General features: G+C 68.2%; 17 protein-coding genes. 7 read left to right on the top strand and 10 right to left on the bottom strand.

Annotated elements, in window-relative coordinates:
* Nucleotide 1: 1 nt before the first annotated feature.
* The 7 genes from NAM01S_RS28920 to NAM01S_RS28890 form a co-directional block, all read right to left on the bottom strand.
* The gene (locus tag NAM01S_RS28920) at nucleotides 2–1,066 is read right to left on the bottom strand and encodes an MCE family protein (RefSeq protein WP_067791277.1); all 1,065 of its coding nucleotides are present in this window, start codon (nucleotides 1,064–1,066) and stop codon (nucleotides 2–4) included.
* A complete protein-coding gene (locus NAM01S_RS28915; protein ID WP_084483398.1) occupies nucleotides 1,063–2,088 on the bottom strand; it encodes an MCE family protein in 1,026 nt (341 codons plus the stop codon). The genes NAM01S_RS28920 and NAM01S_RS28915 overlap by 4 nt, the downstream gene beginning before the upstream one ends.
* Nucleotides 2,085–3,254 (bottom strand): MCE family protein, encoded by a 1,170-nt coding sequence (locus NAM01S_RS28910; protein ID WP_067791275.1) that lies wholly within the window; start codon nucleotides 3,252–3,254, stop codon nucleotides 2,085–2,087. The genes NAM01S_RS28915 and NAM01S_RS28910 overlap by 4 nt, the downstream gene beginning before the upstream one ends.
* A gap of 6 nt (nucleotides 3,255–3,260) precedes the next feature.
* Nucleotides 3,261–4,112, bottom strand: coding sequence for an MlaE family ABC transporter permease (locus NAM01S_RS28905; RefSeq protein WP_067791274.1), 852 nt, complete (start codon nucleotides 4,110–4,112; stop codon nucleotides 3,261–3,263).
* A gap of 4 nt (nucleotides 4,113–4,116) precedes the next feature.
* On the bottom strand, nucleotides 4,117–4,881 hold the full coding sequence (locus tag NAM01S_RS28900; RefSeq protein WP_067791272.1) for an MlaE family ABC transporter permease: 765 nt from the start codon (nucleotides 4,879–4,881) through the stop codon (nucleotides 4,117–4,119).
* Nucleotides 4,882–5,179: 298 nt separating this feature from the next.
* A complete protein-coding gene (locus NAM01S_RS28895; protein ID WP_067791270.1) occupies nucleotides 5,180–6,085 on the bottom strand; it encodes a 3-oxoacyl-ACP reductase in 906 nt (301 codons plus the stop codon).
* 44 nt (nucleotides 6,086–6,129) lie between these two features.
* Nucleotides 6,130–6,318, bottom strand: coding sequence for a ferredoxin (locus NAM01S_RS28890; protein ID WP_067791268.1), 189 nt, complete (start codon nucleotides 6,316–6,318; stop codon nucleotides 6,130–6,132).
* A gap of 151 nt (nucleotides 6,319–6,469) precedes the next feature.
* On the opposite strand from NAM01S_RS28890, the gene NAM01S_RS28885 reads away from it, so the two are divergent.
* From NAM01S_RS28885 to NAM01S_RS28870, 4 genes are all read left to right on the top strand, one after another.
* Nucleotides 6,470–7,663 carry an acyl-CoA dehydrogenase family protein gene (locus NAM01S_RS28885; protein ID WP_067791266.1) on the top strand — a complete coding sequence of 398 codons (1,194 nt, stop codon included), beginning with the start codon at nucleotides 6,470–6,472 and terminating at the stop codon, nucleotides 7,661–7,663.
* Nucleotides 7,664–7,682: 19 nt separating this feature from the next.
* Complete coding sequence (locus NAM01S_RS28880) at nucleotides 7,683–8,786, top strand: acyl-CoA dehydrogenase family protein (protein ID WP_067791264.1); 1,104 nt, start codon at nucleotides 7,683–7,685, stop codon at nucleotides 8,784–8,786.
* Nucleotides 8,787–8,912: 126 nt separating this feature from the next.
* Complete coding sequence (locus tag NAM01S_RS28875) at nucleotides 8,913–9,377, top strand: hypothetical protein (protein WP_067791262.1); 465 nt, start codon at nucleotides 8,913–8,915, stop codon at nucleotides 9,375–9,377.
* Complete coding sequence (locus NAM01S_RS28870) at nucleotides 9,374–9,727, top strand: hypothetical protein (protein ID WP_067791260.1); 354 nt, start codon at nucleotides 9,374–9,376, stop codon at nucleotides 9,725–9,727. Before NAM01S_RS28875 ends, NAM01S_RS28870 begins: the two co-directional genes overlap by 4 nt.
* Nucleotides 9,728–9,751: 24 nt before the next feature.
* Here the strand turns inward: NAM01S_RS28870 and NAM01S_RS28865 are convergent, their stop codons facing one another.
* Entirely contained in the window at nucleotides 9,752–10,339 is a 588-nt protein-coding gene (locus NAM01S_RS28865) for a TetR/AcrR family transcriptional regulator (protein ID WP_067791258.1), read from the bottom strand.
* 101 nt (nucleotides 10,340–10,440) lie between these two features.
* Between NAM01S_RS28865 and NAM01S_RS28860 the strand changes: the two genes are divergently transcribed.
* Nucleotides 10,441–11,622, top strand: coding sequence for an FAD-dependent monooxygenase (locus tag NAM01S_RS28860; RefSeq protein ID WP_067791256.1), 1,182 nt, complete (start codon nucleotides 10,441–10,443; stop codon nucleotides 11,620–11,622).
* Between the two features lie 139 nt (nucleotides 11,623–11,761).
* Here the strand turns inward: NAM01S_RS28860 and NAM01S_RS28855 are convergent, their stop codons facing one another.
* Complete coding sequence (locus NAM01S_RS28855) at nucleotides 11,762–13,411, bottom strand: acyl-CoA synthetase (protein ID WP_067791254.1); 1,650 nt, start codon at nucleotides 13,409–13,411, stop codon at nucleotides 11,762–11,764.
* Between the two features lie 60 nt (nucleotides 13,412–13,471).
* On the opposite strand from NAM01S_RS28855, the gene NAM01S_RS28850 reads away from it, so the two are divergent.
* Entirely contained in the window at nucleotides 13,472–14,254 is a 783-nt protein-coding gene (locus NAM01S_RS28850; protein ID WP_067791252.1) for a crotonase/enoyl-CoA hydratase family protein, read from the top strand.
* A 58-nt stretch (nucleotides 14,255–14,312) separates the two neighbouring features.
* Here NAM01S_RS28850 and NAM01S_RS28845 read toward each other — a convergent pair whose 3' ends face one another.
* On the bottom strand, nucleotides 14,313–14,732 hold the full coding sequence (locus NAM01S_RS28845) for a VOC family protein (protein WP_067791250.1): 420 nt from the start codon (nucleotides 14,730–14,732) through the stop codon (nucleotides 14,313–14,315).
* A 178-nt stretch (nucleotides 14,733–14,910) separates the two neighbouring features.
* Here NAM01S_RS28845 and NAM01S_RS28840 point away from each other — a divergent pair, with 178 nt between their 5' ends.
* Entirely contained in the window at nucleotides 14,911–15,903 is a 993-nt protein-coding gene (locus NAM01S_RS28840) for a sigma-70 family RNA polymerase sigma factor (protein ID WP_067791248.1), read from the top strand.
* Nucleotides 15,904–17,656 lie beyond the last annotated feature (1,753 nt).

Below are 17,656 nucleotides of genomic sequence, written 5' to 3'. Positions count from 1 at the left end.
TTCATCGCGGCGGCTCCTGGACCGCAGGCCCGATCGACGGGGGCGGGTTCAAGAAGAAGTTGCGCAGGTCGTCGGGCAGGTGCTGCGGCCACACCAGCGCGTCGACCAGCGGCTGCAGACCCACGGAGGTCGCGTTCACCACGTAGGCGTTGAACCACGGTCCGTTGCCGACCTGCTCGCCGAGCGCGGCGGCGAACGGGCCGAGTCCGTCGAGGGCCTGGGTGAGGTTGTCACGGTTGCGCTGGAGCAGACCGAGCACCGAATTCAACCGGTCCAGTGCGGGTTTCAGCTGCGCCTCGTTGTCGGCGACCAAACCGGACAGCTGCTGGGCGAGGCTGTTCACGTAGACGATCAGCTGTCCGATCGCGGTGCGGCGGCGGTCCAGCTCGCCGAGCAGTTCGTTGCCGTCCAGCAGCAGCGCGTTGATCTGGGTGCTGCGGTCGGAAAGGATCTTGGTGACGTTCTGCGCCCGTCGCAGCAGCTCGGACAGCGCCTCGTCGCGCGCGTTGATGCTGCGCGAGAGCTGGGTGACGCCGTCGAGTGCGGCGCGCAGCGGCGCCGGGGTGTCGGCGAAGGTGGCCGAGAGGGCGTCTAGGGTCTCGTCGACCTTCTGCATGTCCAGTCCATGCACCGTGCCCGCCAGATCGCCGAGCGCCTCGTTGAGCGAGTACGGCGAGGTGGTCCGGTCCAGCGGGATCGTGTCGTCGCGGCGCAGCGCGCCGGAGCCCTGCGGCAGCAGCTCCAACGACTTGCGGCCGAGCACGGTGTTGGTCTTGATGGCCGCGGAAGTCTTGTCGCCCAGGATGATCGACTCGTCGAGGGTGAACTTCACCAGCACCTTCGCGCCGTCGAGTTCGACGTCGTCGACACGGCCCGAGCGCACGCCCGCGACCTGCACCGGGTCGCCGGGCACCAGCCCGCCCGCGTCGGCGAAGTGGGCGGTGTAGAGGGCGCCGCCGCGGATGAACGGCAGCCGGTCGAACTGCAACGCCGAGAGCGCCACCGCTATCGCGACGACGATGCCGACGATGCCGATCGTCACGGCCGGGGATCGCTGCTCGTTCATTCCGGGGCACACCTTCCCGTGTCCTGCCCGCCGGGCATGTTGATGTGCAGCGGCTGTCCGTTCGGCCCGTCGATGATGAAGTTCGTGCTGCAGACGTAGAGCGCGAGGAACGAACCGTAGGAACCGATGCGGATCAGCTTCCGGTAGGTCTCCGGCAGCCGTTCCAGCACCCACTGAACGGTGTCGGAACCGTTGTCCAGGTTGGTGGCCAGGCGACCGGTCTGCTCGATGGTGCCGCGCAGATCCGGGCGGGCCTGCGCGAGCAGGTCGGTGAGATCGCCGGTGGCGCCCGCGATCCTCGGCAGCGCGTCGCCGATCGGATCGCGGTCGGCGGCCAAGCCGCTGACCAACCGCTGCAATTCGGTGAGCGTCGTGTCGAACTGCTCGCCGCGCTCGTCGATGGTGGCGAGCACCGCGTTCAGGTTGTCGATGACGCTGCCGATCAGCGCGTCGCGCTCGCCCAGCGTCTTGGCGAACGAGCCGCCGCTGTTGAGCAGCGAGACCAGCGTGCCGCCCTGGCCCTGGAAGATCTGCAGCAACGCGTTGGTCAGGTCGTTGACCTGGCCCGGATCCAGTCCGCGCAGCAGCGGTTTGAAGCCGCCGAGCAGCATGTCCAGATCCAGCGCGGGCGCGGTCTTGTCCGTGCCGATGGTGCCGCCCTCGCGCAACTTGTCGGCCGAGCCCGGCCCGTCGAGGAGTTCCATATACCGGTCGCCGACCAGGTTCTCGTACTTGATCGTCGCCCGGGTGCTGGTCAGCAGCTGGTACTTGCGGTCGACGTCGAACTCGACGTGCGCCAGGTTGTCCTTGCCCACCTTCACCGAGGTGACCGAGCCGACCGGCACGCCAGCGATGCGCACCTTGGCCCCTGGCAGCATGCCCGAGGAGCTGGTGAACACGGCGTGGTACCCGTACTCGCGCGCGAAGCGCACCTGGCTGAACACGATGACAAGTCCGGTGAAGACCAGCGCCATCACCAGGGCGAAGATGGTCAGCTTCACCGTCGTCGCGGTATTCCTCACGGCGCGCTCACCCCCGGCAGCCCGGCGAACAGCAGTTGGAACACCTTGGGGCCGTTGAATTCGATCTGCATCGAGGGCACGTACGGCGCGCCCTCGTTGGTGTCGGTGACGAGGTAGTTCGCGTGGCTGCCCGGCACTCGGTCGTCGAGCCCCTCGCAGCGCGGGCCACCGGTGGCGTTCACCTTCGGCAGGTCCTCCGGATACTTGTACGGGTCGGCGCCGAACATGAAGTTGGTGTTCATCGTGACGCCGGGCTGCCTGCCGCCGAACATGGCGTTCGCGACCGGCATCAGCCGTCCGATGGCGTTGATCATGCAGTTCAGGCCGGGCACGTACTCCTCGAGCAGCGCGGTGGTCGGGCGCAGCAGATCCAGCGCGGTGCCGAGGTTGTTCTCGTTCTCGCGCAGCACCGAACCCGTCGTGTCGGCGAGGCCGACCAGGTTGGCGAGCACGTCGTCGAGACCCTGCCGTTCGTCGACCAGCGTCTGGCTGGTGGTGACCGCGTTGTCCACGGTCCGCAGCAAATCACCAACGGTGTCCGCGTACAGGTTCGACACGTCGGCGGTGGCCGCGAAATCCTGTTGCAGCGTCGGCAGCGTCGGGTTCATCTCGCGCAAGTAGACGTCGAGGTTCACCAGCAGCTCACCGAGCGTCTCGCCGCGGCCTTGGAGCGCGGTGCCCAGCGCGGAGAGCGTGGCGTTCAGCTTCTCCGGCTCCACCTTGGCGAGCACGTCGGACAGGTGCTGGAACAGCGTGTTGAACTCGACGGTCACGTTCTCGGCGACCACCGTCGCACCCGGCTTCAGCGAATTCGACGAAGGCGCTTCCGGCACAACGAAGTTGACGTACTTCGCGCCGAACACGGTTGTCGACCTGATGTCGACGCCCGCGTTGGCGGGAACCAGCTTCAGCATTGCGGGATCGACCGCCAGCTTCAGCTGCGCCCGGTCGGCCTGCTGGGTCACCTCGGCGACCCGGCCGATCTCCACACCGCGCGCCTTCACCTTGGCGTCGGGGTCGAGCACGAGGCCGCTGCGCGGCGCTTCGACCAGCACCGTGGCGGTCTTGGTGAACCCGCCGACGAACATGGTCAGCGCGATCGCGACCACCGCGACCAGCACGAGCACCATGGCGAGGCCGGCGAGTTTGTACTTGAACTTTTCCATACCGCCCTACCCGGAAAGATGGAAGTTGCCGGAGGTGCCGTAGATGGCCAGCGAGATCAGCAGGGTCACCGTGACCACCGCGACCAGCGAGGCCCGCACCGCGTTGCCGACCGCCACACCAACGCCGACCGGGCCGCCCGCGGCGTAATAGCCGTAGTAGGTGTGGATCATCATGACCGCCAGTGCCATGAAGATCGCCTGGGCGAAGGACCAGAGGATGTCGCTCGGAATGAGGAACGTCGAGAAGTAGTGGTCGTAGACGCCCGCCGACTGCCCGTAGATCACCACGGTGGCGAACCGGGCCGCGACGAACGAGGCGATCACGGCCAGCGCGTAGAGCGGCACGATCGCGATCATCCCGGCCAGCACCCTGGTGCCGACCAGGTACGGCACCGGGCGGATCGCCATGGTCTCCAGCGCGTCGATCTCCTCCGAGACCCGCATCGCGCCGAGCTGGGCGGTGGAACCCGCGCCGATGGTGGCGGCGAGACCGATGCCGGAGATCACCGGCGCGGCGATGCGCACGTTGATGAAGGCGGAGAAGAAGCCGGTCAGCGCCTCGACTCCGATGTTGCCCAGCGAGCTGTAGCCCTGCACCGCGATGGTGCCGCCCGCGAACAGGGTCAGGAAGCCGACGATCACCACCGTGCCGCCGATGACGGCGAGCGCGCCGGTGCCCATGCTGATCTCGGCGATCAGCCGAATGGTCTCGGTCCGGTAGTGGATGAGGGCGCGCGGCATCGAGGCCACCGCCTGCGCGTAGAACACGGCGTGCTTGCCCACCGCGTCCAGCGAATCCGACATCCGGCGCACCCGGCGCACCGCGCGGGGGAAGCGGGACTGGATCACGAAGGCCATCGCGTCACCGCACCGTGAACTTGATGCCGACGGCGGTGACCACCACGTTCACCACGAACAGCGCCATGAAGGCGAAGACGACGGTCTGATTCACCGCATCACCGACACTCTTGGGACCGCCTTTGACGTTCAGGCCGAGGTAACAGGCCACCAGTCCGGCGATCAGCCCGAACAATCCGGCCTTCACTTCGGAGATGATCAGCTCGGGCAGTTTGGTGAGCAGCGTGATGCCGTTGACGAACGCGCCGGGGTTCACGTCCTGCAGATAGACGGAGAACAAGAAGCCGCCGACGATGCCGATCGTGCACACAAGGGCGTTGAGCAAGAGCGCGACGAACATCGAGGCCAGCACCCTCGGCACCACCAGCCGCTGGACCGGGTCGATGCCGAGAACGCGCATCGCGTCGATCTCTTCCCTGATGGTTCGGGCGCCGAGATCCGCGCAGATCGCGGTGGCGCCCGCGCCCGCCACGATCAGCACCGTGACGATCGGACCGACCTGGGTGACCGTACCGAAGGCCGCGCCGGCCCCGCTGAGGTCGGCCGCGCCGATCTCGCGCAAAAGAATATTCAGCGTGAAGCTCACCAGGACGGTGAACGGGATCGCGACCAGCAGGGTCGGCACGATGGACACGCGCGCGATGAACCAGGACTGATCGATGAACTCACGCGCTTGAAAGGGCCTGCGGACGCTCGCGCGGGCGACTTCCGCGGTGAGTTCGAAGAACCCACCGACGGCCCGCAACGGGACAGCAAGGACCTCGTTCATCCGCGATCCTCCTTGCTCAACTGCACGTACTGCTGCATGGCGCGACTCGGCACCATGGCCGCGTCGCCGGAATGATTAGAACATGTTCACATGGTCGTCGTGCGGTTTTCTTCACATTTGAACTGCACGTTTTCTAGATGACGGCCCTCGATTATGAAACGTGTTTCATACACAGGTGGTGACGCCTTTGTGAGGCGTCACACACCGATCACCCATGTCTACCAAGTGCCGGACTCATGATCAACAGCTGGACAGCTGATCAGTTGTCCCTTCGACGACCGCGGCGAGCGGTCGGCGATCAGCCGAGTTCGGTCAGCGAGGAGGCCGAGAAGGTCTGCCCCGCCGGTCGCTCGGCGAAGTATCCGGAGAGCGTGGCGGCGAGATCGCCGGAGTCCCACGCGTCGCCCGCGGCATCGAAGCGCCGCTCGACGACGGGCGCCGCCATCAGCGCCACCATCGGTCCGTAGACGACGAACAACTGCCCGTTGACCGCGTCGGCCGCGGGCGATGCGAGATAGGCGACCAGCCGCGCCACGTGATCGGGCGAGAGCGGGTCGATGCCCGCCTCGGGTGCCGCGCTGAACACGGCCTCGGTCATCGCCGTGCGCGCACGGGGCGCGATCGCGTTGGCCCGCACGCCGTAGCGCGACAGGGCCCGGGCCGCCGAGAGAGTAAGGGCGGTGATGCCCGCCTTGGCCGCGCCGTAGTTGGCCTGCCCCTCCGGACCGAGCAACCCGGCCTCGGAGGAAGTGTTGATCAGGCGGCCGTAGACCGGCGCGCCCGCCTCCTTCGACTTCGCGCGCCAGTAGGCGGCGGCGTTGCGGGACAGGAGGAAATGGCCGCGCAGGTGGACCGCGAGCACCGCGTCGAAGTCCTCGTCGGACATGTTGAACAGCATCCGGTCGCGGGTGATGCCCGCGTTGTTGACCACGATGTCCACGCTGCCGAACGCCTCGTTCGCGGTGCTGATCAGCGCGTCGGCCGTCGACCGTTCCGCGATGCTGCCCGCGACGAACTCCGCCTTGGCGCCGAGCGCCCGGATCTCGGCGAGGGTCTCGGCGACCGCGTCGGATTCCGCGAGGTCGTTGACCACCACCGACGCGCCCGCGCCCGCCAGTGCGAGCGCCTCGGCCTTGCCGAGTCCCGCGCCCGCGCCGGTCACGATCGCCACACGGCCCGCCAAGCTCAGATCAGTTTCGTTCACCGGCCCGACTTTAGAACGTGTTCCAACCTACTGGCAAGAAACTTTCACTGAAGCTTCAGCGCGGCTTTCGGGCACTGCGCCACCGCGTCCTCGACATCGCCGAGACGGTCGTCGGGCACGTCGGCGGTCAGGATGTGCAGTTGGTCCTCGTCATCGAGTTCGAACACGTCGGGGGCGATTCCGACACAGATTCCGTTCGCCTCGCACAGATCCAGATCAACGCTGACCTTCATGGAAACTCCTTTACTGCGACTCTTCTCGAAGCCTACAAGCCCGCGCTGCCACGCGCGCCGTCATCGGCCGGATTCCTCGGCAATACTGGAACATGTTTCAGTCGATATGCAATCATCGGGACAAGCGAATCGAAGGACACGAGGTTTTGCCATGCGCATTGCGTACACGCCGCAGCAAGAAGAGCTCCGCGCCGAGTTGCGCGACTACTTCGCGCGGCTGATCACACCGGAGCGCCGGGCCGCGCTGAGCGCGACGACCGGTGAGTACGGGCACGGCAATGTCTACCGCGAGATCGTCCAGGAGATGGGCCGCGACGGCTGGCTGACGCTGGCATGGCCCAAGGAGTACGGCGGCCAGGACCGGCCGACCATGGACCAGCTGATCTTCACCGACGAGGCCGCGATCGCGGGCGCCCCGGTTCCGTTCCTGACCATCAACTCGGTGGCGCCGACGATCATGCACTACGGCAGCGAGGAACAGAAGAAGTTCTTCCTGCCCAAGATCGCCGCGGGCGAGCTGCACTTCTCCATCGGCTACTCCGAGCCGGGCGCGGGCACCGACCTGGCCAGCCTGCGCACCTCCGCGGTGCGCGACGGGGACGAGTACGTGATCAACGGCCAGAAGATGTGGACCAGCCTGATCGCCTACGCCGACTACGTCTGGCTCGCGGTGCGCACCGACCCGAACGCCAAGAAGCACAAGGGCATCAGCATGCTCATCGTGCCGACCACGGCCGAGGGCTTCTCGTGGACGCCGGTGCACACCATGGCTGGCCCCGACACCAGCGCCACCTACTACCAGGACGTGCGCGTTCCGGTCAGCTCGCTGGTTGGGCAGGAGAACGGCGGCTGGGCGCTGATCACCAATCAGCTCAACCACGAGCGCGTCGCGCTCACCTCGGCCGGGCCGCTGACCGTCGCGCTGAACCAGACCCTCGAGTGGGCGCGCACCACCAAGGCAGGCGACGGCTCGCGCGTCATCGACAAGGAATGGGTGCAGCTGAATCTGGCCAAGGTGCACGCCAAGGTCGAGTACCTGAAGCTGCTGAACTGGGAGATCGCCAGCCGTGCCGACGCGGGCGGCGATGCGGCGCCGCGCCCGTGGGACGCCTCGACCTGCAAGGTGTACGGCACCGAGCTGGCCACCGAGGCGTACCGGCTGCTGATGGAAGTCCTCGGCCCGCAGGCCTACCTGCGCCAGGACTCCCCCGGCGCCGAGCTGCGCGGCCGCCTCGAGCGCTTCCACCGCGCTGCGCTGATCCTGACCTTCGGCGGCGGCACCAATGAGGTGCAACGCGACATCATCGCCATGACCGCCCTCCGCCAGCCCGCGGCCGCGCGCTGAGCAGAAAGCAGAGACCACCATGGATTTCACCCCCACCGAAGCTCAGCTCGACCTGGCCCGCCTGACCGGCGAGGTGTGCGGCAAGCTCGTCACCGCCGACCGGCTTCGCGCGCTCGACGTGGCGGGCCGGTTCGACGAGCCGCTGTGGAAGTCGTTGGCCGAGACCGGCATTCTGGCCGCGGCGCTGCCGGAGAACGTCGGCGGCAGCGGACTCGGCGCGCTCGAGCAGACCGCGGTGCTTCGCGAGCTCGGCAAGTCGGTCGCCGCCGTTCCCTACCTGTGGTCGATCGTGGTCGGCGCGGGCGCGCTGGCGCGGTTCGGTTCCGAAAACCAGCGGGCGCTCGCGGCTCGGGCGGGCGAAGGCGAGGCGATTCTGACCGCCGCGCTGGCCGAGGAGCACAACTACGAGCCCGCCAAGCCGACCACCGTCGCACGCGAGAGCGACGGCGCGTGGCTGCTGACCGGCGCCAAGACCACGGTGCCCCACGCCGATCGCGCGGCCCGAATCCTGGTGCCCGCCACGGTTTCCGGTGTGCCCGCGGTCTTCCTCGTCGATCCCGCCGACGCGTCGGTGTCGGTCACCGCGCAGCAGGTGGTGGATCTCAGCGCGGAGTTCGGCGTCGAATTCACCGACACCCCTGCCGAATTGGTCGGCACCGTGGACGGCGGCGCGGAGCTGCTGGACTGGATTCTCACCCGCGCCTGGCTCGGGCTCAGCGCCCAGCAGCTGGGCACCGTCGAGAAGGCGCTGGAACTGGTCGCCGATTACGCGCGCGAACGCGAGCAGTTCGGCAAGGCCGTCGGCAGCTTCCAGGCCGTCGCGCAGCGCTTGGCCGACGCCTACATCGACGTGCAGGGTCTGCGCCTCGCGGTCACCCAGGCGGCCTGGCGGCTCGCCGAGGACCTGCCCGCCGCCGAAGCCGTGCACACCGCCAAGTTCTGGGCCGCCGACGCGGGCCACCGCGTCGCCCACACCGTCGTGCACGTGCACGGCGGCGTCGGCATCGACCGCGACCACATCGTGCACAACTACTTCACCGCCGCCAAGCACAACGAATTCGCCCTCGGCGCCGCCACCGACCACCTCCGCGCCCTCGGCACCCTCCTCGCCACCCCGTCCTGAACCCCAGCGGCCACAACCGCCCCGAGACATCGGCCCGTCGGCACAACCGACGGGCCGATCGTCGTTACCGGCTCTGCGGCAGCCATGTTTACTGAACTAATTCAGATAAGTCGCTACACTGGCGTCATGGCAGCGAAGAACTTCCCGTTCAGCGACCTGATCCGCAAGCAGACGTCGGTGTTCCCGGCCCTGGAGAACGCCGATGTCATCCTGGAGCGTCGCGACGCGGAGAATCTGGTGCTGTCCAGGTCCGAACGCTTCGAGGCCAAGGACACGGCCGTGCGGCTGCTGGCGCGCACGATCGCGATCATCGCCAAGTCGAATCGCGGTCTCGCCGAGGAGGTATTCGCCGAGGAACTGCCGTGGCTGAAATGGCTACCCGAGACCGGCAGGAGCGAAGCGGTCGCGGAACTACTCGACCATCTCATCGCCGGTGCGGACACCGGCTTGTTCACACCGTTCGCGCGCGACCTGATCGCCTGGCAGCACACGGCCGAGATCTACGCGCAGCCGGAATTGGCACGACAGCTCTCCGGCCCCTTCGAGCTGTCGGACTTCGGCGAGGTGCCCCGCCCGGGAAGCGCGGAATGAAGCTGCGCAAGGGCGACGAGGTACCGCGACCCCGTCCGTGGCGCGTCGTCGTACACAACCTCAACGCGGCACGCGGCTGGTCCGAGTTGCTCGCTCAGGCTCCGGGCAATCTCGACCGGGCGTGGACCGACATCACCTCCGACCCGCGCAGTGTCGCGAACCCGGCTCGCCAGCATCGACTGAAGTACGACCTCGGTTCGGTCAAGGTGGGCGGCGCCGTACTCGACCAGTGGCAATACGAGATCACCGGCGGCGGGCGAATCTGGTACGCGATCGACGACGAGAACCGCACGCTGTACCTGACGCTCGCGGGCACCGGCCATCCCCGCCAAACCGACAGGCGCCGTTAGGCATACACGCGGAAACCACAACGACTACGCCGCGGGTGGGGACGAGGTCAGGTAGCGCTGGAGGGTGGGGGCGATGTCGGCGATGAGTTGGGGTGGGGTCATGGCGACGACCGGGGGTAGGCGGAGGACGTAGCGGCACAGGGCCAAGCCGAGGAGTTGGGTGACGACGAGGCCGCTGCGGCGGGGGGCGTCGGCGGGGTCGCCGAAGCGCAGGACCGCGGGGAGGACCTGTTCGGCGAAGACCGCGCGGAAACGGTCGGAGACGGCGTCGTCGGTGATGGACGAGCGCAGCAGGATCAGCAGGACGGTGTTCTGCTCGTCCTCCCAGATCGCGAGGAAGCGGCGGATCAGCAACTCGCCCAACGTGTCCGGCTCGGCGGCGGCCAGGTCCGGCAGTTCGAGATCAATGTCGACGGCCGCCGCGAAAAGGCCGTCCTTGCTGCCGAAGTAGCGCATCACCATGGACGGATCGATGGCGGCGTCGGCGGCGATGGCGCGGATCGTCGCTTTGCGGAATCCTTCGGCGGCGAAACGCGCCCGTGCCGCTTCGAGGATCGCGGCGCGGGTCGCGTCGGAGCGACGGGCGGGGGGCGGATCAGACGACTCTGTCATGCCAACGATTGTAGGCCAACAACTGTTGACTTCCGCGTCCACGCAGCCCTACAGTTGTGCCAACAAGCGTTGACCTACAGTTGTTGACATAGGAGCCAGTCATGAACGCCACCCCGCTTCCCGGCACCACCTCGGTACTCGTCGTCGGCGCCGGACCCGCCGGACTCACCGCAGCCATCACCCTCGCGGACGCGGGCGTCGACGTCGTTGTCCTGGACCGGCTCACCGAGGGCGCCAACACCTCTCGCGCGGCCGTGGTGCACGCGCGCACCCTCGAGGTACTCGTCGAACTCGGCATCGCCGACGAACTGATCCTGCGCGGCATCCAGGTTCCGCGTTTCACCGTGCACGACGGCGCGCGCACCCTCGCGACCATCGAGTTCGGCAACCTCCCGACCCCGTACCCGTACACCCTGATGACCCCGCAGGACACCACCGAGGCGGTGCTGCTCGAGCGACTGCACAAGGCGGGCGGGCGGGTGCACCGGCCGTACATCGTCACCAGCGTCGGGAACGAAAAGGACGGCGTCACCGTCGAATACACCGATGCCGCGGGTGTCGCGGGCACGATTCGCGCCGACTACGTCATCGGTGCCGACGGCATGCACAGCACCGTCCGCGAGCACGCGGGGATCGGCTTCACCGGCGACACCTACCCGGCCTCGTTCGTCCTTGCCGACGTGCGAATGACCTGGCCGATCGCCAGAGACGAAGTAGCGCTGCACCTTTCGCCGGAGGGCGTGACCGTCGTCGCTCCGCTGCCCGACGCCGCGGAACCCGACCGCTACCGGGTGGTCGCCACGGTGGACGATGCGCCGGAACATCCCACCGCCGACGATATTCAGGCGATCCTGGACGCGCGCGGCCCCGGCGGCGACATCCGCGTGCGAGAAGTGCTCTGGTCGTCGCGATTCCGTGTGCACCACCGGGTGGCGGACCGTTACCGCGCGGGCCGAATCTTGCTGGTAGGCGACGCCGCTCACGTGCACAGCCCGGCGGGCGGTCAGGGCATGAACACCGGCATCCAGGACGCGGCCGCCCTCGGTCCGCTGCTCGCGCGAGTGCTGGCCGGCGAGCCGCAGGCGCTTTTGGACGAGTACGAAGCCACCCGCCGTCCTGTCGCCGTCGGAGTGGTCGCGTTCACCGACCGCATGACGAAGATGGCCACCTTGCGCCCCCGCATAGCCCGGCTCGCGCGCAACACCGCGCTCGCGACGCTGAGCAGGATCCCCGCGATCCGCGCCCGCCTCGCCTTCCGCCTGGCCGAGCTGACGACCCGCTGACCGAAAGACACACCGGCGCCGCCGTATTCGACCGCGGCACACGACGAAAGAAGGCCGGATCGACGCGTCGATTGGGTAGCGCTCGGCGCATGACGAAGGGCCGCCGCGGTTTTCGCGGCGGCCCTCGATCGTGGTCGACCTACTTGGCGCTCGCCTCGGCGTGCTCGTCCGCCGGGCGCGCCTCGGTCTGCGCCTTGGCCCACCGGTAGTCCGGCTTGCCCGCGGGGGAACGCTTGATCTCGTCGACGAACCAGAGACTGCGCGGGAGCTTGTAGGGGGCGATCTCCTTGGTCAGGACCGGGCGCAGATCCTCCAGGGTGGGGCGGTTGTCGCCGCGACACTGCACGACCGCGACGACGCGCTGGCCCCAGCGATCGTCGTCGACGCCGACCACCAGGGCGTCGAAGATCTCGGGGTGCGACTTGAGCGCGCCCTCGACCTCCTCTGGGAAGATCTTCTCGCCACCGCTGTTGATGCTGACCGAACCGCGGCCCAGCATCGTGACGGTGCCGTCCTCCTCGACCCGCGCGTAGTCGCCGGGGATCGAGTAGCGAATTCCGTTGAACTCCTTGAAGGTCGCGGCGGTCTTGGCCTCGTCCTTGTAGTAGCCGAGCGGAATGTGGCCCTTGCGCGCGAGGATGCCGATCTGGCCGGAGCCAGGCACGACGGGGTTGCCCGCCTCGTCGAGCACCTCGGTGGAGGCGTCGATCTTGACCCGAGGCCCGCCGGTGTGCGCCTGACCCTTGGCGACCATGCTTAGCCCGCCGAACCCGGTCTCGGAGGAGCCGATCGAGTCGGTGATCATCCGGTTCGGCAGCAGGTCGAGCAGCTTCTCCTTGATGGCGGGCGAGAAGAGCGCCGCGCTGCTTGCGATCGCGAACAGCGTCGAAAGGTCGTACGGCTTACCGGTTTCCGGGTTGCCCTCGATCAGCGCGTCCAGCATCGGCCGCGCCATCGCGTCGCCGGTGATGAAGATGAGGTTGATGCCGTGGCGGTCGATGTGCTGCCACACGCCGTGCCCGGTGAACTCCGGGATCATCACGGTCTTGCCGCCGCCGAACAGGCTCTGGAAGGTGGCCCACTGGGAGCCGCCGTGGATCATCGGCGGAATCGGGAACCGGGTCATCGGCGGGTTGGCCGCGCCGAGCTTGGCCAGATCCCATTCGTCGGCGACGTATTCGCCGGTGAGGAAGTTGATGCCGCCGCCGAGCACGCGCCACACGTCCTCCTGCCGCCACATCACGCCCTTGGGCATGCCGGTGGTGCCGCCGGTGTAGAGCATGTACAGGTCGTCGGGGGACCGTTCGCCGAAGTCGCGCGCGCCCGAGGACTGCGCGAGGGCCGCCTCGTATTCCACCGAATCCGCTGCGGTGGGGATCGTGCCGGTCGTATCGTCGTCCACGACGATGACGGTGCGCAGCTTCTCGATCGCGGGGCGAACCGCGGCCACTTTGTCGCTGTAGCGGCGCTCGTGAATCAGCGCGACCATGTCCGAGTTGTCGAAGATGTATTGCAACTCGTTCTCGACGTATCGGTAGTTCACGTTGATCATCACGGCGCGGGCTTTGAACACCGCGACCATGGCCTCGACGGCCTCGATGGTGTTGCGCGAGTAGATGCCCACCTTGTCGCCCGGCTGAACGCCGTGTTCCAGCAGGTAGTGGGCCAGTTTGTTGGCGCGCTCCTCCAGCTGGGCGTAGGTCACCTCACGGCCGTCGTCGGCCAGCGCGACGCGATCGGGCATGAGGTCGATGGCATGTTCGACGAGGTCGGCTATGTTGTGGCTCACACGCTAAAAATAGAACGTGTTACTGTTCTTGACAAGGCTCGAAAGTCAGGAGAATCAGCAATGCCGCACTGCCTCGTCGAGAAGCGCGACCACGTTCTCATCGTCACCATGAATCGGCCGGAGGCCCGCAACGCGCTGTCGGCCGAAATGATGGCGATCATGCGCGACGCCTGGGACCAGGTGGACAGCGATCCGGACATCCGGGTGGCGATCCTGACCGGCGCGGGCGGCGCTTTCTGCGCGGGCGCCGACCTCAAGGCGATGACCGCCCAGCATCCGGGCGATTCGTTCAAGGGCGGCGGCTGGGACCTGTCCAAGATCGAGGCACTGCTCAAGGGCCGCAGGCTGACCAAGCCGCTGATCGCGGCGGTCGAGGGCCCGGCCATCGCGGGCGGCACAGAGATCTTGCAGGGCACCGACATCCGCGTTGCCGGCGAGAGCGCGAAGTTCGGTGTGTCCGAGGCGCGCTGGGGCCTGTTCCCGCTCGGTGGCTCCGCGGTGCGCCTGGTGCGCCAGATCCCCTACACGGTCGCGGCCGACATCCTGCTCACCGGCAGGCACATCACCGCGCCGGAGGCCAAGGAGATCGGCCTGATCGGGCACGTCGTCCCGGACGGCACCGCGCTGGACAAGGCGCTCGAACTGGCCGACCTGATCGCGGCCAACGGCCCGCTCGCGGTGCAGGCGATTCTGCGCACCATTCGCGACACCGAGGGCATGCACGAGGAAGAGGCGTTCAAGATCGACGCCGAACTCGGAACACAGGTCTTCAAGTCGGCGGACGCCAAGGAGGGACCGAAGGCGTTCGCGGAGAAGCGCAAGCCCACTTTCACCGGTCAGTAGCCGAATGCGGCTCGGCCCCCGGCGCGTTCGCGCTCGGGGGCCGCGTTGCGTTCGGGCGTCAGTTGGCGCCGGGGTAGTCCATCCAGAACGGCTCCCACTGGTGGCCGTCGGGGTCGATGAAGGTGCGGCCGTGCATGCCGACCTGGGCCTCCTGCGCGCGCTTCTCCTCGTTGACCTCCTCGGTCGCGCCCGCGGCGACGGCGGCGTCGGTCAGCTGGTCGACCTCCTGCGCGCTGGACAGCGACAGCGCGTAGGCGGCGGCCGTCGCCGAGACGGTGTCGGCGATCGGGCGCTTGCTGAAGGTGGTGAAGTATTCCCTGGTCAGCAGCATCAGGCAGATGTTGTCGTCGACGACGATGCAGGAGGCGTTCTCGTCGGTGAAGTCCTGGTTGACCTTCCAGCCCAGTGCCTCGTAGAAGGCCTTCGACCGGTCCAGATCGGTGACCGGAAGGTTGATGAAGATCATCTTGCTGCTCATGTTCTCGTCCTCTCGGGGCGCGTCGGCGTGTTCACAGGTAGAGACGAACCCGGCGGCGAGAACTCATCGCTCTAGCCGCGTGTGATCACGGCCACTCCCCTTTCGGTCGATCTTGGTGCAGGTGTCACCCGGTTTTCGGGCCTGTTTTGTGTCGGTGGGCTGTGGCATGGTGGCACCCATGACCGACTCGTCCAGCCCGTCGACCACTCTCTCCCCCGACGTTCTCGCGTCGTTCGAGGGTCACCGGCGGGAGCTGTGCGCCTACGCGTACCGCATGCTCGGCTCGTCCTTCGAGGCCGAGGACGCGGTGCAGGAGACCTTCACCAGGGCGTGGAAGTCCTACGGCTCCTTCGAGGGCAGGGCCAGCCTGCGATCCTGGCTGTACCGCATCGCCACCAACGTCTGCCTCGACATGCTCGACGGTCCCCAGCGGCGGGCCAGGCCGATGGATCTCCACGGTCCAGGCACTCCGGATTCGCCGCTGCCCCCACCGCAGCCCGACTACGTCTGGATCGAGCCGATCCCCAATGCCCTTGCCTTCGGGGCGGATCCGGCCGAACACGCGGCCACCAAGGACACCCTGCGCCTGGCTTTCGTCGCGGCATGTCAGCATCTGCCCGCAACCCAGCGCGCCATCCTGATCATGCGTGAGGTGCTGCGCTTCTCGGCGAGCGAGACCGCCGAGGCGCTGACCATGTCGCCCGCGTCGGTGAACAGCGCCCTCCAGCGCGCCCGCGCCACCATGTCCAAGGTGCAGCCCGACAGCACCGACGGCTACGACGAATCCGACGACGATCAGCGCAAACTCGTCGACGAGTTCGTCGCGGCCTTCGAGGCCTACGACATGGACGCCCTGACCACCCTGCTGAAAGCCGATGTGGCACTGTCCATGCCGCCCTTCGACCTGTGGATCTCCGGCCCGCAGAACGTCGCCGAGTTCATGCTCGGCACCGGCAGCGCTTGCGCCGGGTCCCGCATGGTGCGGCTGGAGGGTGCGAACGGCCTGCCCGCGTTCGGGCACTACAAGCCGAGCGAGGAGCCGGGAGTGTTCGTACCGTGGTCGATCACGGTGCTGGAACTCGACGGCGAGACGATCTCGGGGCTGAACTTCTTCTTGGATACGGAGCGGTTGTTCCCGCTGTTCGGGTTGCCGATGGAGTTGCGGGACTGAGTTGGTTGGCCGGGTCCGGTTTGGGTGGGCCGGGCGGTAGGTAGGGGGTGTGCCAGGGGGTGAGTTGTGGGGGCGGGGTGCGGGGAGTGGGTGGTTGGCGGCCCGGTGGGGCGCTGGTCGCGGGGTGGGTGGCGCCCGGTGGGGCGTTGGTCGCAAGGTGGGCGGCGGCCCGGTGGGCCGTCGGTCGCAAGGTCGGTGGCGGCCCGGTGGGCCGTCGGTCGCGAGGCGGGGTTGGCAGCGCGGTGAGCCACTGGCCGCAAGGTGGGCGGCGGCCTGGTGAGCCGCTGGCCGCGAGGTGGGGTGTTGGCCCGGTGGGCCGTCGGTCGCGAGGCGGGGTTGGCAGCCCGGTGAGCCACTGGCCACGAGGTGGGCGGCGGCCCGGTGGGCCGTCGGTCGCAAGGTCGGTGGCGGCCCGGTGAGCCGACGGGGTGGGTTAGCAGCCCGGAAGGCCACTGGCCGCAAGGCGGGGTTAGCAACCCGGAAGGCCACTGGCCGCAAGGTGGGTGGCAGCCCGGTGAGCCGCTGGTCGCCAGGTGGATGACAGCCCGGGCGGGCTGCGGGGAGTGGGTGGTTGGCGGCCCGAGGGGCGTTGGTCGCGGGGCGGGTGGCGGCCCGGTGAGCCGCTGGTCGCGAGGTGGGTGGCGGCCCGGTGAGCCGCTGGTCGCGAGGTGGGTGGCAGCCCGGTGAGCCGCTGGTCGCCAGGTGGGTGGCAGCCCGGTGAGCCGCTGGTCGCCAGGTGGATGACAGCCCGGTGAGCCGCTGACCGCAAGGTGGGTGGCAGCCCGGTGAACCGTCGGTCGCGAGGTGGATGACAGCCCGGGCGGGCTGCGGGGAGTGGGTGGTTGGCGGCCCGAGGGGCGTTGGTCGCGGGGCGGGTGGCGGCTCGGTGAGCCGCTAGTCGCGGGGTGGGTGACAGCCCGGGCGGGCCGCTGGTCACAAGGTCGGTGGCGGCCCGGTGAACCGTCGGTCGCGAGGTGGGTGGCAGCCCGGTGGGCCGCTGACCGCAAGGTGGGTAGCGGCCCGGGGAGCCGCTGACCGCGAGGTTAGCGTGACGGCCCTCGCGGGGTGGGGGGTGGCGCCCGGTGGGCCCGCTCATCGCGGGGTAGGGGTGGCGGGCCGGTGGGCCCTGGTCACGAGGTGGGGTGACGGCCCGGTGGGCCGCTGGTCGTGGGCCATGAGTCGGGTGGTCGTGGTGGGTCGTTTGTCACGCAGCCATGTGTCGGCCCGGTGGGCCGTCGAATGTTGGGGTCGTGGTGACCGCGCGTTCGGGCGGGTGCGGGGTCGTGGTGACCGCGCGTTCGGGCGGGTGCGGGGTCGTGATCGATGGGTGCGGCGGTCGGGCGGATTCCGACCGGGGCGGCAGGTTGGGTCGGCGGTCCGGTTGAGTCACGTGAGCCCAGGTCGATGTGCCCACATAGTCTGCCTACCAGTGTTTTCCTCGAACGGTGCTGGGCACGTTGAGTGCCGTACCCGGCTTACCTCCCGCAGTTGAGGAGCGTGGGCACGGCTTCCGGCGTGGTCATCTGGCTGTGGCTGCGTCTAGGGAGGGCAGTGAGCGGGAGTTGGCGGGTGGAGCTGCGGTGTTGGGTTGTCGTCGCGTGCAGGTCGCGTGCAGTTATGCACAGTGCTCACACGAGAACTGGCGCTGCGCGGCGTCGGCAGCGGTCGCGAGCTGGTCCGATGCGAGAGCAGTGCGCCCGATGCGGGCGCGGGGAACCCGCGAAAATCGACGGTAGTCAAATGGTTGCTATTT

Origin of the sequence: Nocardia amikacinitolerans NBRC 108937, from assembly GCF_001612615.1 — a bacterium.
GTDB classification, from domain to species: domain Bacteria; phylum Actinomycetota; class Actinomycetes; order Mycobacteriales; family Mycobacteriaceae; genus Nocardia; species Nocardia amikacinitolerans.
The sequence above is the reverse complement of the archived record's forward strand: the minus strand, read 5'-3'. Positions and strand labels throughout refer to the sequence as shown.

Bases quoted from the DNA above. Each gene is read 5' to 3' on its own strand.
- NAM01S_RS28920 (WP_067791277.1), bottom strand. From the start codon at position 1,066: ATGAACGAGCAGCGATCCCCGGCCGTGACGATCGGCATCGTCGGCATC.
- NAM01S_RS28910 (WP_067791275.1), bottom strand. From the start codon at position 3,254: ATGGAAAAGTTCAAGTACAAACTCGCCGGCCTCGCCATGGTGCTCGTG.
- NAM01S_RS28905 (WP_067791274.1), bottom strand. From the start codon at position 4,112: ATGGCCTTCGTGATCCAGTCCCGCTTCCCCCGCGCGGTGCGCCGGGTG.
- NAM01S_RS28900 (WP_067791272.1), bottom strand. From the start codon at position 4,881: ATGAACGAGGTCCTTGCTGTCCCGTTGCGGGCCGTCGGTGGGTTCTTC.
- NAM01S_RS28890 (WP_067791268.1), bottom strand. From the start codon at position 6,318: ATGAAGGTCAGCGTTGATCTGGATCTGTGCGAGGCGAACGGAATCTGT.
- NAM01S_RS28885 (WP_067791266.1), top strand. From the start codon at position 6,470: ATGCGCATTGCGTACACGCCGCAGCAAGAAGAGCTCCGCGCCGAGTTG.
- NAM01S_RS28880 (WP_067791264.1), top strand. From the start codon at position 7,683: ATGGATTTCACCCCCACCGAAGCTCAGCTCGACCTGGCCCGCCTGACC.
- NAM01S_RS28875 (WP_067791262.1), top strand. From the start codon at position 8,913: ATGGCAGCGAAGAACTTCCCGTTCAGCGACCTGATCCGCAAGCAGACG.
- NAM01S_RS28870 (WP_067791260.1), top strand. From the start codon at position 9,374: ATGAAGCTGCGCAAGGGCGACGAGGTACCGCGACCCCGTCCGTGGCGC.
- NAM01S_RS28865 (WP_067791258.1), bottom strand. From the start codon at position 10,339: ATGACAGAGTCGTCTGATCCGCCCCCCGCCCGTCGCTCCGACGCGACC.
- NAM01S_RS28860 (WP_067791256.1), top strand. From the start codon at position 10,441: ATGAACGCCACCCCGCTTCCCGGCACCACCTCGGTACTCGTCGTCGGC.
- NAM01S_RS28850 (WP_067791252.1), top strand. From the start codon at position 13,472: ATGCCGCACTGCCTCGTCGAGAAGCGCGACCACGTTCTCATCGTCACC.
- NAM01S_RS28845 (WP_067791250.1), bottom strand. From the start codon at position 14,732: ATGAGCAGCAAGATGATCTTCATCAACCTTCCGGTCACCGATCTGGAC.
- NAM01S_RS28840 (WP_067791248.1), top strand. From the start codon at position 14,911: ATGACCGACTCGTCCAGCCCGTCGACCACTCTCTCCCCCGACGTTCTC.